Here is a 16,907-nt window from a genome sequence, read left to right as displayed (position 1 = left end):
TACGTGCCGCGGTGCCACGGTCGCGCGGTCGTCAGGCGGCCACGGTCGCGTGGTTGCCGCGGTGCCACGGTCGCGCGGTCGTCAGGCGGCCACGGTCGCGTGGTTGCCGCGGTGCCACGGTCGCGCGGTCGTCAGGCGGCCACGGTCGCGCGGTCGTCACGGTGCCGGGTCGCGGGGTTGCCGCGGTGTCAGGTCGACGTGGTTGCCACGGCCGCCGCTAGTTGCCACGGCCGCCGCTAGTTGCCACGGCCGCCGCTTGTTGCCGCGGTCGCTGCCGTTCGTTGCTGGTCGCCGCGGCGGCGAGCCGTCTCTAGGTGAACCCCGCCGCTGCCAGGGACGCGTCCCACAGGCGGGCCGCGCGGGCGGGGCTGGTTGAGCGCGGTGTTGCGGGGAACGGTTCGCGGAGGAAGTAGTAGCCGCCCGGGGTCAGGTCCCGCGCCGGGGCGTCGGCCAGCCACTGCAGGGTGCCGGCGGCGCGCTCGGGCGAGGTGAACAGGACCGGGATGAGTTTGCCCAGCATGAACAGTGGGCTGCTCGATGCGAACCGGCTGCGTACCAGGCCCGGCAAGAACGCGGTCGGCAGCACGCCGTGGGGAGTCCAGCGCCGCGCGGCCTCCAGGGTGAAGAGGAGGTTGGCCTGCTTCGACGAGCCGTACGCCAGCCAGCGCGCCCGGTGCCAGAGTGAGTTCCGCAGCGGGGCGTCGACGTCGAGCACGCCCCAGGCCTCGGCCAGCGACGCGGTGGTGATCAGGCGCGAGGTGCCCGCGGCGCGCAGGTGGTCCAGCAGTTCGTGGGCCAGGACGAAGCCGGCCAGGTGGTTCACGGTCAGGGACCGTGGGCCGCGGTACAGGCCGCCGGCGTTGTTGATCAGGACGTCGATGTGGTCGCAGGTTGCTCTGATCTCGGTGGCGGCGGCTCTCACCTGGGTCAGGTCCGCGAAATCGGCGCGGATCGGCGTGGCGTTCGGGAGCTCCGCGGCTATGGCGGCCAGGCGGCGTTCGTCGCGGCCGAGGAGGATCAAGCGGGTGTCCGGCGCGGCCAGGCGGCGGGCGGCGGCCTGGCCTATGCCCGCGCTCGCGCCCGTGATCACGATCAGGCGAGACATGCGATAAATCCGGAAAAAAGCGGATGTATCACGAGACCTCCCGTACGTGGCGCACCGCAGTCAGGACCACCCACGCCGACACCGCTACCAGGGCCGCCCGCTCCGTCACGCCCGTGAACAGCGAACGGCCGACGAACAGGATTCCGCCCGCCGACAGCAGTAACGGCGGATAAGCGATCAGCACGCCCAGCCAACCCGTCCAGCGATGCGGCGGCGGAAGCAGGCAGTACAACAGTATGGCCAAGGCGCACAGCGACAGCGCCGCGATTGCGGCCGCGGCATGAACCAAGTCCCGAACCGTCGGCGAGTCGTACGGCGGCAGCGGACACCCCGGGCTACAGCGCACCGCCCCCGACGTGGCCGCCATGGGGGCCGCCAGCAGCAGTGACGCCCCGATCAGCCAGCACACCCGCCGCGCGGGCCCGGCGAGGAGGGCCAGGGACAGGGCCAGCAGGACCATGCTCGCCGCATACAGCGTGGCGTGCGGCGCCCCCGGTACCCCCGCCTCCGAGACGTAGGCCGACGGGGATGAGCCCGCCACCGCCGCCGTCAGTCCCGCGGCCCCGAAACAGCCGGACAGCGCCGAACCCAGTGCCGCCCAGCGGATGATCACCGCCCCAGCCTAACCAGGGAGCGGTCCCAGCCTAACCAGGAGCGGTCCCGGCCCGACCGGGGAGCGGTCCCGGCCCAACCGGGAGTGAGGGATTACCCTCGCCCTGCAGAAAACGGCACGCCTCAATATCTCCAGGCCTTCTGCCAGGGGCTCCGCGGCCCTACCGTCTCAGTATGGAACTGGAGCTGCGGCATCTGCGGGTCGTGTGCGCGATCGCCGACGCCGGCAGCGTGACCAAGGCCGCGTCCGTGCTCGGCCTCGCTCAACCGGCGCTCACCGCCCAGCTGCAGCGCATCGAGCGCGCACTCGGCGGGGCGCTGTTCGAGCGGGACCGGCGCGGCGCGCGGGCGACGCCGCTGGGGGAGTTGGTGCTGGCCCGGGCCCGGGTGCTGCTGCCGGCGGTGAAGGGGCTGCAGGACGAGGCGACGCGGCTGGCCAGCGCGGCCGAGCGTGCGGGGCGGTACCGCCTCGGCGCCGTCAACGGGCCAATCCTGGGCGGTCTGGTCCACCGGATCACCAGCAACCACCCGGCCGCGCAGGTCACCACGCACGCGTCGTGGTCGTCCTCCGAGCTGGGCGACCTCGTGCTGGCCGGCAAGCTGGACTTCGTGCTGGTCGGCGCCTGCGGGGACGCCCCGCCGGCCACCGACACCGGGCTGGCCTGGCGCGTCGTCGCGGCCGACCCCGTCTTCCTGCTGCTGCCCGAGGGGCACGAGCTGGCCGGGCGGGACGAGGTGGAACTTTCGGAGCTCGCCGCGGCCCAGTGGGTGGCCGCGCCCGGGGACGGGTGCTTCTCGTCCTGCCACGCGGCGGCGTGTGCGCGGGCCGGGTTCACGCCGAAGGTGCTCTTCGAGACCGAGGTGCGCGGCGCGATCGACCTCATCGAGTCGGGCGACGCCGTCGGGCTGTGCCAGGCGACGTTGCGGCCGATGGCGGGGTTGGTGACGGTACCGATCGCGGGGGCGCCCCTGCATTGGCGGCAGATGGTCGGCTGGCTGCCCGACGGGCCCGCGGCGAACGTCGCCGGGCAGGTGTGGGCTTACGCGATCGAGTCCTACGCGGACGCCGTCCGGCGCAACGAGCGCTACTCGAACTGGCTGGGCCGACACCCCGACCGGCGAGGCCTGGCGTTGTAAAGCAAGGCTCGACCGGCGAGGTCTGGCGTTGTAAAGAGCGAGGCCTGGCGTTGTAAAGCAAGGCTCGACCGGCGAGGTCTGGCGTTGTAAAGAGCGAGGTCTGGCGTTGTAAAGAAAGGCCGGAACGACGAGCTTGCCAACACGGATACGCTCGCACCGTGGAGGAAGCAAGGGGCACGCTGGTGCAGGAGGCGGCCCGCCGCTGGCGGACCCAGCTGATCGATCTCGGCGGCCGCAACACGCTGCTGTACTACCGCGACCTGCGCGCGGGCACCCTGGACCTGAGCGCCACCGACCCGGTCGCCCTGCAGGCCCTGCTCGGCGGCCGCACGCTGCCGCTCGGCCAGCTCTTCGCCGACCGCGACGCGCACGCCGCGGCGATCAAGCGCGCCCGCACGATCCGGAACAAGGCGCGGGAGCTCACCGAGGAGCGGGGCATCGAGACCTGCTTCGCCGCGATCGGCAGCGCGACCTGGACGCCGGCCCCCGGCTCCGGGGCCGCCCCCGCCGCCCCGGTGCTGCTGCGCTCGGCCCAGCTGCGCGCCCGCGGCGCGGCCGAGGACGACTTCGACCTCACCCTGCAGGGCGACCTGGAGCTCAACCCGACGCTGCTGCAGCTGTTCGAGGAGGACTTCGGTGTCCGCGTCGACGCCGACGAGCTCGAGGAGCTGGTCAGCTACACGGCCGGCTTCGACCCGCTGCCGCTGTACGAGCGCCTGACGAAGGAGGCGGCCGGGCGGGTCCGCGGGTTCGCGATCAGCCCCCGCTTCGTGCTCGGCACCTTCTCCTACGCGAAGCTGCCGATGGTCACCGACCTGCGGGCCGGGGCCCGGGCCCTGGTCGAGCACGACGTCATCGCGGCCATCGCCGGCGACCGCGACGCCCAGGCCGCGCTGCGCCCGGCCAGCGGTATCGCCCTTCGGGACCCGGACTGGATCCCGCCGGAGGACGAGTTCCTGGTGCTCGACGCCGACTCGTCGCAGAACTACGCGATAAACGCCGTCCTCGCCGGCGAGCACAGCGTGATCAAGGGGCCGCCCGGCACCGGCAAGAGCCAGACCATCGCCAACCTCATCGCCTCGCTTGTCGCGCGGGGCAAGCGGGTGCTGTTCGTGGCCGAGAAGCGCGCCGCGATCACCGCCGTGACCGACCGGCTGACCCGCCGGGGCCTGGGCAACCTGGTGATGGACGTGCACGACGGTACGACATCCCGGAGAAAGGTCGCGGCCGACCTGAAGGCCGCGCTGGACTCCGCGGCCCGCATCGCCCAGCCCGACCTTCTGGTGCTGCACGAGACGCTGGCGGCCCGGCGGGCGGCGCTCAACGACCACGACGAGGCCATGCACCAGATCCGCGGGCCGTGGGGGGTCTCGGCGTACCAGGCCCAGACCGAGCTGATCCGGCTGGCCGCGCTCGTCACCCCGATGACCGCCGTCCGGCTGCGCGGCCCGGTGCTGGCGAACCTCGACGAGGCCGGCGCCCGGCGCGTCCGCGAGCAGCTGCGCGACTATGCCACGGTCGGCGGGTTCCAGCTGACGGAGCAGGAGTCGGGCTGGATCGGGGCCACCGTCCGCACGCCCCAGGAGGCCCAGGCCGCCTTCGACCTGACCGAGCGGCTGTCGGGGCGCACCCTGCCCGGGGCGCGCCCGGCGCTGGAGTACGTCGCCGCCCAGACCGGCCTGCCCCGCCCGGTCAACGTCACCGGCTGGCGTGCGCTGTTCGCCTTCCTCGACCAGATCGCCGCCACGCTCGGCAACTTCGAGCCGGAGGTGTACCGGGAGGATCTGAGCGCGTTCCGCAACGCCGCCGACCTGGGCTGGTGGGCCCGGCGCAAGCTGCGCAAGCGGGCCGCCCGGCTCTGGCGCGGCCCCGGCCACCCGAGCCCCGAGGAGCTCTTCGAGGGCCTGGCCCGGGCCGAGCGCCAGCGGGAGCAGTGGGGCGGCGAGCCCCGCCTCCCGGCCGACCTGCCCCGCGCCCGCCAGGCGTTCGACGGCCTCGACCGGGAAGTGCAGGAGCTGCAGCGGTACTGCGTGCACATCCCGCTGCTCACCATGGACCTCGACCGCCTGGCCCGGGTGCTGCAGTCCCTGGCCGCGGACGAGCGCACCCTGCGCCGGGTCCCGCGCCTCAACGAGCTCGCCGAGGCCTTCGCCGCCGCCGGCCTGCACCAGCTGGTCGAGGACCTGCAGGCCCGGCGGGCCGATGCCGAGCGGGCCGCGGCGGTCTTCGACGCGTGCTGGTACGCCTCGATCCTGCAGCACCTGAACTTCACCGACCCGCGGGTCGGCGCGTTCGACGGGCCCCTGCACGCGCGGACTGTCGCGGAGTACCGCGACGCCGACCGCCGGCACATCGACGCCACCGCCACCCGTGTGCTGCGCGCCGTCGCCGAGCACATCACCCGGGTCCGCGACGAGTACCCCGACGAGAGCCGCCTCGTCGAGCACCAGGCCAACCTCAAGCGCCGCCACCTGCCGATCCGCCAGCTCTTCGCGACGGCGCCGCACATGCTCACGGCGCTGCGCCCCTGCTGGGCGATGAGCCCGCTCGTGGTGTCCCAGCTGCTGCCGGCCCAGGCCGACCTCTTCGACGTGGTCGTCTTCGACGAGGCCAGCCAGGTGACCCCGGCCGACGCCGTGCCCGCCCTGCTGCGCGGCCGCCAGATCGTGGTCGCCGGCGACGAGCACCAGCTGCCGCCGACGTCGTTCTTCACCGCGGCCGAGGAGGGCGTCGGCGCCGACCCGCTCGGGGTGAACGCGGACGGCTCCATCGACCTGTCCCTCACCTCCGGCTACGAGTCGATCCTCGACGTGCTCAGCGCGCTGCTGCCGGGGTACCTCCTGCGCTGGCACTACCGCAGCCAGGACGACCGGCTCATCGGCTTCTCCAACGCGCACATCTACGAGGGCTCCCTCGTCACCTTCCCGGGCGTCGCGGGGGAGGGCAGCGTCCAGCACGTGCACGTGCCGTTCACCGCCGACGGCGCGACGGAGGAGGCCAGCGACTCGGTCGCGGCCGAGGTGCAGCGGGTCGTCGAGCTGATCCTGCAGCACGCCCAGGTGCGGCCCAACGAGTCCCTCGGCGTGATCACGATGGGCATCACCCACGCCGAGCGCATCGACCTTGCCCTGCGCAAGGCCCTGGCCGCGCGGCCCGAGCTGCACGCGTTCTTCGCCGAGACCGCGGCCGAGCCGTTCTTCGTCAAGAACCTCGAGCGGGTCCAGGGCGACGAGCGCGACGCGATCATCCTGTCCATCGGGTACGGCAAGAACGCCGCCGGCCGCCTGCTGTACCGCTTCGGCCCGCTGCTGCTGCCGGGCGGGGAGCGCCGCCTGAACGTCGCCGTGACCCGGGCCCGGCGGCGGATGACGCTGGTGAGCTCGTTCACCGCCGCGGACATGGACCCGGCCCGCTCGACCAGCGACGGGGTGCGGCTGCTGCGGTCCTACCTGGAGTACACCGAGTCGGGCGGCACGTCGCTGAGCCCGGCGGCCGCGGACCGCCCGGCGCTGGGCGCGTTCGAGGCCGACGTGCGCGACCGCCTCACCGCCGCCGGGGTCCCGGTCACCGCGCGCTTCGGCGTGGCCGGCTACGCCATCGACTTCGCCTGCGCGCACCCGACCAACCCGAACGAGATGGTCCTGGCGATCGAGACCGACGGGGAGACGTACCACTCGGCGAGCACCGCCCGCGACCGCGACCGGCTCCGCCAGGAGCAGCTCGAGCGCCTCGGGTGGCGCTTCCACCGCATCTGGTCGACGGACTGGTTCGCCGACCCGGTGGCGGAGACGGCCCGCGCGCGGGCGGCCTACGACGAGGCCGTGGCCGCGGTGGAGGCCCGCCGCACCGACGAGCCCACGGTGGTGCTGCACCTCGACCCGCCGGCCCCGGACGAGGACGACGACGGCGAGCGCTCCCGGCCCCGCCCGGAGTTCGTGCCGGGGCGCCCGATCGGCGAGTACCCGCACGAGCTACTGGTCGAGCTGATCCGCTGGATCGAGTCCGACACCCTGCTGCGCACCGAGGAGCAGGTCGTGGAGGAGGCGCGGCGGCAGCTGGGCTTCAAGCGGGGCGGCTCGCGGATCAACGCCGCCCTGACGACCGCGCTGGACGAGGCCCGCGGCGAGGCCGGCGAGCGTCCCGAGACGGACTAGTTCAGGGGGACCCGCGCGATCGACCGCTCGGTCAGGCTGCCGAACCACAGGGTGTCGCCGGCCTGGCGGACGCCGGTGAGCATCGGGTACCGCCCGGCCGGGCTGTGTACCGTGCGCAGCACCGTGCCGTCCGCGTCGACCTGGGCCGCGATGGTGTGCTTGCCCGGCTGGGGCTGCATCCACGTCGGCAGGGTCGCGACCACGCGGCGGATGCCCGGGTGGGGCAGCAGGCGCTCCGCGATGGCGACGCGCGGGCTGGCCAGGGCGATCCAGAAGGTGCCGTCGCCGGCCGAGGACATGTTGTCCGGGTACGCCGGCAGGTCGGCCAGCACCGTGGCCGCGCCCGAGGGCAGGGCGATCCGGGTCAGCCGGTGCGCGACCGTCTCGCACACGAGCAGGGCGGACTCGTCCGGGGTCAGGGCCACGCCGTTGGGGAAGTACAGGCCGGCGGCCACGAGCGAGGTGGTGCCCGATGCCGGGTCGTAGGCCAGGACGCGGCCGTTCGGGCGGTGCTCCAGCAGGTCGCGGCGCCAGTGGGAGAGCGGGAAGCGGCTGGAGGAGTCGCTGAAGTACACGGTGCCGTCGCGGGCGATCGCGGCGTTGTTGCAGAACAGGATGGCGGTGCCGGCCGCCTCGCGGGTCAGCTCGTGCAGCTCGCCGTCCGGGGTGAGGCGCAGGAGGCCGCGGTACGCGTCGCAGATGATCAGGGAGCCGTCGCGCGGGTCGTGCTCGATGCCCAGCGGGCGGCCGCCGGTGTCGGCCAGGGCCTCGAACGTGTCGCCGCGCAGGCGCCAGACGACGCCCTCGTGGGTACCCGTGAAGACCGCCCCGTCCGGGTCGACCGCCACGTCCTCGGGGGCGTGGCCCGCGGGGAGCGGGACGAGGACCGCCTGGTCGATGCGGGTGTCCGTGGGGGACCAGGGGCCGGTCAGCGGCGGGGGTGTCGTCGCCGGAAGACTCGCGCCGTCGATGAACCGCGGGACACTCATGGGCTGAGTGTCCCGCGGTCGTCGCTCAGGCGGAAGCGGTGAAGGTGTAGGAGCCGGACGGGAGGTAGTACGTGGCCGCGGCGGTCGGGACCGCCTGGGCCGGGGCGTTGACCGAGGCCGCGTTGGAGGTCGGGACCTTGACCGTCGCCGTGACGCCGGCCGGGACCGTCACCCGCAGGGTGAGCGTGCCGCCGGAGATCGACCAGTCGCTCACCGCGCTGCCGTACGGGGTGTCGTACGACGACTTGGCGGAGGTCAGGCCGCCGCCGGGCTGGGGTGCGATGGTGAGCGCGCCGTAGCCGGGGGTGGCGGGGGCGACGCCGCCGACCTGGCGGTAGAGGAAGTCGCCGACCGAGCCCAGGCCGTAGTGGTTGAAGGAGTTCATGCCGGGGTCGTTGAACGTGCCGTCGGTGCGGATGCCGTCCCAGCGCTCCCAGATCGTGGTCGCGCCCTTGCCGATCTGGTAGCCCCAGCCGGGGAAGCCGGGCTGCATGAGGATGGTGTACGCGGTGTCGGCGTGGCCGTTGCTTGCCAGCACCGGCAACAGGTTCTCCACGCCGAGGAAGCCGACCGAGAGGTGGCCGCCGGTCGCGGCGACCTTCGCGGCGAGCTTGTCGGCCGCGGCCTGCACCCGGTTGGCGGGCAGCAGGCCGAAGGCGAGCGCGAGCACGTACCCCGTCTGGGTGTTGCCGCTGACCGTGCCGTCGGCGGCCACGAACCGGTTCGTGAACGCGGCCGCGACCTGGTCGGCGAGCTGGCCGTAGGAGGCCGCCTCGGCGGTGCGCCCGGTCGCCGCGGCCATCCGTGAGACCAGCCGCGCCGACCACGCGAAGAACGCGGTGGAGATGACGTCCTGCGCGGTGTTGTCGTTGACGTTGAGCCAGTCGCCGTAGGTCGACACGTTGCGGATCAGGTCGCTGCCCGAGGTGCTGCGCAGGTAGTCGACCCACTTGGCCATGGCCGCGAAGTGCTCGTCGACCACGCGCACGTCGCCGTAGCGCTGCCACAGGGTGTAGGGCACGATCACCCCGGCGTCGCCCCACCCGGCGGTGCCGGCCCCGGCGGACACGCCCGGCGCCACGTCGGTGAACGCCCCGTCGGCGTGCTGGGCGTCGGTGAGGTCGTCGGTGAACTTGTCGAGGAACCCGTGCACGTCGAGGTTGAACGTGGAGGTGGCCACGAAGGCCGCGATGTCGCCGGTCCAGCCGAGCCGCTCGTCGCGCTGGGGGCAGTCGGTCGGGATCGAGAGCATGTTGTCGCGCTCGCCCCACAGGATGTTCTTCGCGAGCTGGTTGAGCAGCGCGCTGGACGTGCTGAACGTGCCCAGCTGGGCGCCGCTGGTCCACGCGGCCCGGCCGGCGAGGGTGTCCGCGGTCGGGGTGAAGCCCGACGGCAGGCCGGTGAGCTCCACGTACCGGTACCCGTGCACGGTGAACCGCGGCTCGTAGGTCTCGGTGCCGGAGCCGCTGAAGGTGTACCGGTCGGTCGCCGCCGCCCCGCGCAGGTTCGCCGTGTAGATGGTGCCGTCGGGGTTGAGCACCTCGGCGTGGCGCAGCTGGACCGTGGTGCCGGCCGGGGCGCTCATCGTCAGCCGGTCCCAGCCGGTGAAGTTCTGGCCGAGGTCGAGCACCCACACGCCGGCCTGGGGCTGGGTGATCGCGACCGGCCGGAACTCCTGCTGGACGGTGACGCCGTTGTCGACCTGGGCGACGAGGTTGGGCTTGGCGCCGCCCCGCACCGCGACGGCCGGCCAGGCGGCGTCGTCGAAGCCGGCGTTGTCCCAGCCCGCGATGGCCATGCGGTTGTCGTAGGTCTCGCCGCCGTACAGGTCGTCGGCGCGGATCGGGCCCGTCGTCACCTTCCAGGTGCCGTCGGTCCTGACGGTCTGGGTGGTGCCGTCGGTGAAGGTGATGAGCAGCTGCGCGGAGTACCACGGCTGGGTGCCGTAGAGCTGGCTGCCCGCGAAGCCGACGTTGCCGGAGAACCAGCCGTTGCCGACGTACGCGCCGAGTGCGTTGGCCCCCTGGCGGATCTGCCCGGTGACGTCGTACTCCTTGTACTGCAGCCGCTTGTTGTAGTCGGTCCACCCGGGCGCGAGCACGTCGCCGCCGACCTTCGCCCCGTTGAGCCGGGTCTCGTGCAGGCCGAGCGCGGTGGTCAGCAGCCGCGCCGAGGCGACCGCCTTGCTCACCGTGAAGCCCTTGCGCACCAGCGGCGTCGGCTTGACCACGAGCACGTTGGCGCCCCAGGGCCCGGTGCCGTAGGTCGCGACCGCCTTGGCCGCGGCCCAGCCGGAGTCGTTGAAGCCGGTGGTGTTCCAGCCGGCGGGCGCGGTGGTGTTCGATTTCCAGGCCGTGTCGGTGCTGATCGTCGGCGCGCCGGCCACGGTCAGCTTGGCCAGCACCCCGGCCGGCGACTGGGTGGTGTTCTGCGCCGAGATGGCGATGGTGTTGGTACCGCTGGTGAGCCGCCCGGTCAGGTCGATCGTCGCGGCCTGCTTCCACGAGTCGGTGACCCGCGGCGAGGAGCTGACCTGCACGCCGTTGACCCACACGTCGGCGGTGTCGTCGCCGGTGACCACGAGCGTGGCGCTCGGCGGGGCGGCGGTCAGGCTGAAGGTGCGGCGGAAGTACCGGGTCGCGGCGGGCACGCCGGCGGCGGGGTCGCCCTCGGGGTACCAGATCCAGGTCGCCCCGGAGACGTCGGCGCCGGTCGCCGGCTGCCCGACGAAGTCCGCGGTCCACTCGGTGGCCGGGCTGCGCAGCGCGGTCTCGAACGTCTGGGTCGCGCTCCAGGCGCCCGCGCGGCCCTGCGTGTCCCAGGCCCGCACGCGCCAGTAGTACTTACGCAGGCTGGCCAGGGCCGGCCCGCCGTAGGCGACGTCGACCTGGCTGCTCGAGGCGACCCGGCCGCTGTCCCACACGTCGGCGGTGTTGGCGCCGCTGGTGGAGACCTGGATCTGGTACGCGCCCTGCTCCTGCTGCCCCGAGCCGGCGCCGAGCTTCCACCCGAACCGCGGCAGCGCGGCGTCCACGCCGAGCGGGTTGGCGGCGTGCTCGACGGTCGCGCTCGCGACGCTCAGCGGCGAGGCGGCGTTCGTATCGGGCAGCACCACGGACGTGTTCCACGGCGACGAGCCGTACAGGCCGAGGTCCAGCGCCGCGGGCCAGCCGCCGTCGCCGAAGCCGGGCTGTTCCCAGCCGCCGGGCGCGCTCGTCGCGGTCTTCCAGCTCGCGTCGGTGACGAGGTCGGTCGTGCCGCCGCCGGTGGTGACGTGCACGTGGCCGATCATCCCGGCCGGGCCGGCGGTGGTGTTCCTCGCGGCGATGGCGATGGTGTTGGTACCGCTGGTGAGCGCGCTCTGCAGGTCGACGTAGACGGCGCTCTTCCACGAGTCGGTGACCCGCTGGGAGCCGGCGAGGGGCTTGCCGTTGAGCCAGACGTCGACCGTGTCGTCGCCGGTGACGACGAGCTGGGCGTCGCTGACGCTGCCGGCCGCGACGCTGAAGGACTTGCGGAAGTAGCGGTACGCGGCCGGCGCGGTGACGTGCGGGTCGCCCTCGGGGTACCAGATCCAGTGCGCCCCGGACAGTGCGACCGGGGTGGCGGCCTGGCTCGGCGCGGGCGGGGCGACGAGCACCAGGGCGGCGGCCGAGACGAGCGCGGTTGCGGCCGCGCGCGTTCGTCTGTGTGACGTTCGTTTGTGCGGCATTCGTTTGTGCAGGGGCATGGCGGGCTCCCTAACTCGTGAAACGTTTCATTAAAACGTTTCATATGCACGTGGTGCGCCCACTGTAATGAGACGGTGTTCGATGCGCAATGGCGTTCGGGGCACATCGCCGATCAACACTCGAACATTTTCGAAACCCGGATCGGGGCAAACGACGGACGCCCGGCACCCCCGGTTTGCAAGATGGTGGGTGGAGGTGGGATGGCGGGAAAACTGCTCGTCATCGGGGGCGCCGAAAGCCACGACGCCGGCGATGACGAGATCCTCGAGCGCTTCGTGCTGCTCGCGGGCGGACGGGACGCGCATCTCGTCGTGATCGCCACGGCGAGCGAGAGCCCCGGGCAGCGGGAGAAGGAGTACGCCGAGGTCTTCCACCGGCTCGGGGCCGCGCGCGTCACGGCGCTGCGCCTCGGGTCGCGCGAGGACGCCAACGGTGAGCTGGCCGTGGCCGCGATCGAGCACGCCACCGGCGTCTTCTTCACCGGCGGCGACCAGCTGCGCATCACCACCGTGGTCGGCGGCTCCAAGGTCGACTCGGCGCTGCACGCCCGGCTGGCCGAGGGCCTGATCCTGGCCGGCACGAGCGCGGGCGCCGCGATGATGTCCAGCACCATGATCCTCGGCGGGAGCGTCGCCTCGGTGAGCACGACCAGCGTGCGGACCGGCCCCGGCATGGAGTTCCTGCCCGGCGTGCTCATCGACATGCACTTCGCCGAGCGCGGGCGGCTCAACCGGCTGCTCAGCGCCATCGCCATGTTTCCGCACGAGCTCGGCCTCGGCATCGACGAGAACACCGCCATCCTCGTCGAGGGCGAGATCTTCGAGGTCCTCGGCCGCGGCACCGTCACGGTGATCGACGCCGGCCAGGCGCGCGACATCCACTGCCCCTCGCCCGGCTTCGCCGGGGAGGTCGGCGGCCCGATCGCGCTGTGGGGCGCCCAACTGCACGTCCTGCCGGCCGGGCACCGGTTCAACCTGACCGAGCGGTCCCCGATGAGGAGAGCGGAAGAGGACAATGCGCATTGAGAGCAGCCGCCGCCTGCGCGGGCCCAACTGGTACGTCGCGCGCCCGGTCCAGGTGACCCGGGTGCTGCTCGACGGGCTCACCGGCCGCGAGACCTGCGACTTCCCCGGGCTGCCGGAGCGCCTGCTGGAGCTACTGCCGGGGCTGGCCGAGCACCACTGCGCGGCGGGGGCGCCGGGCGGGTTCGTCACGCGGCTGCACGGCGGCACCTACTTCGGGCACACCGCCGAGCACGTCGCGATCGAGCTGTCCAACCTCATCGGGCGCAAGGTCAGCTTCGGCCGCACGGTCGGCACGGAGGACCCGGCGGCGTTCGACGTGATCATGGAGTGCCCCGTCGACGAGCCGTTGGACTCGGAGATGTCGGAAAAATTACTGCAAAAAGCGATAGATCTGGTCGTACCGCTCACCCGCGGCCAGGCGCCCCCGGCGCTCGACCTCGCCGGGCTCTCGCGACGGTACGAACGCGAAAAACCGGGCCCGTCGACCCGGTCGATCGCCGACGCCGCCCGCGTGCGCAACATTCCGGTCGAGCGCATCGGCGACCTCAGCCTGCTGCGGCTGGGCTACGGCCGCCACCGGCGGCTGGTCTGGGCCGCGCTCACCGACCAGACGTCGGCCATCGGCGTCGACATCGCCGGGGACAAGGAGCTCACCCGCCGCCTGCTCGAAGAGGCCGGCATCCCGGTCGCCGACGGCGGCCCGGCCACCACGGCGGAGGAGGCCCTGGAGCTGTTCGCGGAGCTCGGGCCGCCGGTCGTGGTCAAGCCGCGCGGCGGGCGCCAGGGGCGGCACGTGTACCTCGGCGTCGAGACCCCCGACGCGGTCCGCTCCGCCTTCGCGGCCGCGACCGCGGACGGCGGCGAGGCCGTCGTCGAGCGGCAGGTCGGCGGCCGCGACTACCGCGTGCTGACCGTCGGCGGCGAGATCGTGGCCGCCGCCGAGCGGGTCGCCGCGCACGTCATCGGCGACGGCCGGACCGACGTCGCCGGGCTCGTCGCCCGCGCGAACGAGGACCCCCGCCGCGGGGTCGGGCACGGCCGCGCGCTCACCCGGCTCGCGGTCGACGAGGTCGCCCACACGCTGCTGCACCGCCAGGGGCTTGCGGTGGGCGACGTGCCCGAGGCCGGGCGGACGGTGTGGCTGCGCGACAACGCCAACCTCTCCACCGGCGGTACCAGCGTCGACGTGACGAAGCTCGTGCACCCCTCCGTCGCCGACCTGTGCCGCCGGGTCGCCGGCCTCGTCGGGCTGGACATCGCCGGGATCGACCTGCGGCTGCCCGACATCGCCGAGGAGCTGTCCCTGCGCCGGGGCGGGGTCATCGAGGTCAACGCCGCGCCCGGGCTGCGCATGCACCTGGAGCAGCATGACGTCGGGGCCGCGATCGTCGACGCGCTCTACCCGGCCGGGACGCCGTCGCGGATCCCGATCGTGGCCATCACCGGCACCAACGGCAAGACGACGGTGGCCCGGCTGACCGCGCACCTGCTCGCCGGGGCCGGCCTGCGCGTCGGCCTGACCACGACCGACGGCGTGGTCGTGGGCGGGCGGCTCATCCAGCGCGCCGACGCCACCGGCCCGCGCTCGGCCCGCGTGGTGCTCGGCGACCCGACCGTCGACGCGGCCGTGCTGGAGACCGCGCGCGGCGGGCTGTTGCGCCAGGGGCTCGGGTACGACTGGAGCGACGTCGGGATCATCACCAACCTCTCCTCGGACCACCTCGGCCAGGACGGCATCGAGAGCGTCGACGAGCTCGTCGACCTCAAGTCGGTCGTGGCGGAGCGGGTGCGCGACGGCGGCGCGGTCGTGCTCAACGCCGACGACCCCCGCAGCCGCGAGCTGGAGTTCCCCGGCCGCGAGATCATCTGGTGCTCGCTCGACCCGCGCAACCCGCTCGTGCGCCGGCACTGGGACTCCGGCGGCCGGGCGTACCTGCTCGCCGACGGCTGGCTGGTCGAGCTGTCCGACCGGCGGTGGGTGCCGCTGCTGGCCGCGCACCAGCTCGGCGGCGGGTTCGGCGGCGCGGCCCGGCACCTGATCGCCAACGCGCTCGCCGCCACGGCCGCGGCCCGCGTGCTCGGCGTGACCACCGCGCGGGTCGCCGACCGGCTGCGCAGCTTCGCCGACAACCCGGGCCGCGGGACGCTGCTGCGCTGCGGCGAGGTCGACGTGCTCGTCGACTACGCGCACAACGCGGCCGCCATCGCCGCCGTGAGCGACCTGGTCGAGCGGGTCTGGGGCTGCGAGCGGGCGGTCGCGGCGATCACCCTGCCCGGCGACCGCCGCGACGACCTGCTGCGCGAGTCCGCGGCCGCGGTCGGGGCCCGCTTCGGCCGGGTCGTGCTCTACGAGGACGGCGACCGGCGCGGCCGGGCCCCGGGGGAGGTGCCGGGGATCGTCCGCGAGGAGCTGGCACGGGTCGCGCCGGAGGCCGCCTGCGTCGAGGTGCGCACGATCGACGAGGCGGTGCCGGCGGCCCTGGCGCTCGCCCGCCCGGGTGACGTCGTGCTGCTGTTGTACGAGAAGATCGAGCCCGCCCTCGCGCTGCTCGAGGCCCACGGTGCACTTCGGGCGGGTGAGTTGGGTGTGGCGGAGGTGAATCTGGGCATGACTTTGGCGTGGACCGGTACCGGCTGATCGAACCCCTCGGCACCGGCGGCATGTCCGTGGTCTGGCGCGCCTTCGACGAGATCCTCGAGCGCCCGGTCGCGGTCAAGCTGCTCGCCCCCAAGCTGCTCGACGATCCCGACTCGCGCCGGCGCATCCAGGCCGAGGCCCGGGCCGCCGCCCTACTCAGTCACCCGCACATCGCGCAGGTGCACGACTTCGGCCACGGCCCCGACGGCGCGCCGTACGTCGTGATGGAGCTCGTCACCGGCCGCTCGCTGGAGGAGGCCGGCCCGCTGCCGCTCGCCGCCGTCCTGCGCCTCGGCGCCGAACTGGCCGGCGCGCTCGCCGCCGTGCACGCGCGCGGGCTCGTCCACCGTGACGTCAAGCCGGCCAACGTGATGCTCACCGACGACGGGTCCAAGCTCGTCGACTTCGGCATCTCCGCGGTCGCCGGCGACCACAGCGACAAGATCGGGCAGATCCTCGGCACCCCCGCCTACCTGGCCCCGGAGCGCATCCGCGGGCTGCCCACCACCGCCGCGACCGACGTCTATGCCCTGGGGCTGCTGCTGTACCGCGCCCTCGCCGGCCGTTTCCCCTGGCCCGAGGCCACCACCGGGACCACGATGGTGCTCGAGGCCCACCGCCGCACGCGCCCGGCCCCGCTGCCGGCCGACGTGGTCGACGCGCCGATCGCCGCGGCGATCCACCGCTGCCTGGCCAAGGCGCCCGAGAACCGCCCGTCGGCCGCGGAGATGGCCGCACTCCTGGCCGGCTTCAGCTCGGCCGCGCTGCCCTCCGGCGCTCCCGACGCGCCGGACCTGGAGCCGACGCGCTGGGTCGCCGTCCCGCGCCACCTGCGCGGCCGGATGGTGGCGGGCGGCGTCGTGGCCGCCGCGGCCATCGGCGTGCTGGCCATGTCCGCCTCGGGCAACGCCGCCGAGAACGCGCAGCCGGCCGCGGGCACCGCCGCGGCCGCGGCCCCGCCGCCGGTCGGCTGCACCGTGGAGTACACGGTCCGCACCGAGCAGGCCGGCGCCTTCAACGCCGACCTGCGGGTGATGACGGAGGGCGGCACCGGCGCCTGGAGCCTCACGTTCCGGCTCGCGGACGGCCAGGCGATCGGCGCGATCGACGGCGCCACCTGGCACCAGGACGGCCCGACGGTGATGCTCGCCGGCTCGGACCTGGCCACGGACCTGTCCTCGGGCGCCGACTTCCCGATCGTGGGGGCCTACCGCGACGCGTCCGCGCTGCCGACCGACTTCGCGCTGAACGGGGCCGGGTGCCGCTCGGTGCTCGTGGCCCCCGCGGCCCAGGTCGTGGTGACGACGGTGGCGCCGCCGCCTCCTCCGGCCGCCACCCCGAAGGCTCCCGTCGTGAAGGGCCCGGGAAAGCCTCCGAAGAAGGGCAAGGAGGGCGACTGACCCTTTCGTAGTTCGATCGTCGTTTTGTAGGTTATGGCGTGCAACCTTCCTGACTGGTACACAAGTCTGATCCTCGTGGCGTCCCGTATATCCGCGGCCGCCTCGCCGTAGGGTGT

General features: G+C 73.6%; 9 protein-coding genes. 5 read left to right on the top strand and 4 right to left on the bottom strand.

All coding sequences use genetic code 11. The features are described from left to right. Positions 1-310: 310 nt before the first annotated feature. Both AB0B76_RS15005 and AB0B76_RS15000 read right to left on the bottom strand, forming a co-directional pair. On the bottom strand, positions 311-1,105 hold the full coding sequence (locus tag AB0B76_RS15005; RefSeq protein ID WP_360374808.1) for an SDR family NAD(P)-dependent oxidoreductase: 795 nt from the start codon (positions 1,103-1,105) through the stop codon (positions 311-313). Between the two features lie 28 nt (positions 1,106-1,133). Then, positions 1,134-1,718, bottom strand: coding sequence for a DUF998 domain-containing protein (locus AB0B76_RS15000; protein ID WP_360374806.1), 585 nt, complete (start codon positions 1,716-1,718; stop codon positions 1,134-1,136). Between the two features lie 173 nt (positions 1,719-1,891). On the opposite strand from AB0B76_RS15000, the gene AB0B76_RS14995 reads away from it, so the two are divergent. Then, on the top strand, positions 1,892-2,854 hold the full coding sequence (locus AB0B76_RS14995) for a LysR family transcriptional regulator (protein ID WP_360374804.1): 963 nt from the start codon (positions 1,892-1,894) through the stop codon (positions 2,852-2,854). 158 nt (positions 2,855-3,012) lie between these two features. Continuing rightward, the gene (locus AB0B76_RS14990) at positions 3,013-7,008 is read left to right on the top strand and encodes an AAA domain-containing protein (protein WP_360374802.1); all 3,996 of its coding nucleotides are present in this window, start codon (positions 3,013-3,015) and stop codon (positions 7,006-7,008) included. Here the strand turns inward: AB0B76_RS14990 and AB0B76_RS14985 are convergent. Continuing rightward, a complete protein-coding gene (locus tag AB0B76_RS14985; protein WP_360374800.1) occupies positions 7,005-7,997 on the bottom strand; it encodes an SMP-30/gluconolactonase/LRE family protein in 993 nt (330 codons plus the stop codon). The two genes, AB0B76_RS14990 and AB0B76_RS14985, sit on opposite strands and share 4 nt — an antisense overlap. Positions 7,998-8,022: 25 nt before the next feature. Continuing rightward, a complete protein-coding gene (locus AB0B76_RS14980; protein WP_360374798.1) occupies positions 8,023-11,727 on the bottom strand; it encodes a family 78 glycoside hydrolase catalytic domain in 3,705 nt (1,234 codons plus the stop codon). A gap of 201 nt (positions 11,728-11,928) precedes the next feature. On the opposite strand from AB0B76_RS14980, the gene AB0B76_RS14975 reads away from it, so the two are divergent. From AB0B76_RS14975 to AB0B76_RS14965, 3 genes are read left to right on the top strand one after another with little or no spacing between them, the layout of a single operon-like run. After that, positions 11,929-12,753: a cyanophycinase gene (locus tag AB0B76_RS14975; protein WP_360374796.1), complete on the top strand. Its 825-nt coding sequence runs from the start codon at positions 11,929-11,931 to the stop codon at positions 12,751-12,753. Beyond that, complete coding sequence (gene cphA, locus AB0B76_RS14970; protein WP_360374794.1) at positions 12,743-15,391, top strand: cyanophycin synthetase; 2,649 nt, start codon at positions 12,743-12,745, stop codon at positions 15,389-15,391. The genes AB0B76_RS14975 and cphA overlap by 11 nt, the downstream gene beginning before the upstream one ends. Further along, positions 15,373-16,791, top strand: coding sequence for a protein kinase (locus tag AB0B76_RS14965; RefSeq protein ID WP_360374792.1), 1,419 nt, complete (start codon positions 15,373-15,375; stop codon positions 16,789-16,791). The genes cphA and AB0B76_RS14965 overlap by 19 nt, the downstream gene beginning before the upstream one ends. The last annotated feature ends 116 nt before the right edge of the window (positions 16,792-16,907 follow it).

Source organism: Dactylosporangium sp. NPDC049140 (genome assembly GCF_040648435.1).
Note: the sequence above shows the minus strand (reverse complement) of the source record. Positions and strands in the feature narration are given on the sequence as shown.

Excerpts from the sequence above, each read along its gene's own strand:
- AB0B76_RS14995 (WP_360374804.1), top strand. The coding sequence starts at position 1,892 with ATGGAACTGGAGCTGCGGCATCTGCGGGTCGTGTGCGCGATCGCCGAC.
- cphA (WP_360374794.1), top strand. The coding sequence starts at position 12,743 with ATGCGCATTGAGAGCAGCCGCCGCCTGCGCGGGCCCAACTGGTACGTC.
- AB0B76_RS15005 (WP_360374808.1), bottom strand. The coding sequence starts at position 1,105 with ATGTCTCGCCTGATCGTGATCACGGGCGCGAGCGCGGGCATAGGCCAG.
- AB0B76_RS14980 (WP_360374798.1), bottom strand. The coding sequence starts at position 11,727 with ATGCCCCTGCACAAACGAATGCCGCACAAACGAACGTCACACAGACGA.
- AB0B76_RS14985 (WP_360374800.1), bottom strand. The coding sequence starts at position 7,997 with ATGAGTGTCCCGCGGTTCATCGACGGCGCGAGTCTTCCGGCGACGACA.
- AB0B76_RS14975 (WP_360374796.1), top strand. The coding sequence starts at position 11,929 with ATGGCGGGAAAACTGCTCGTCATCGGGGGCGCCGAAAGCCACGACGCC.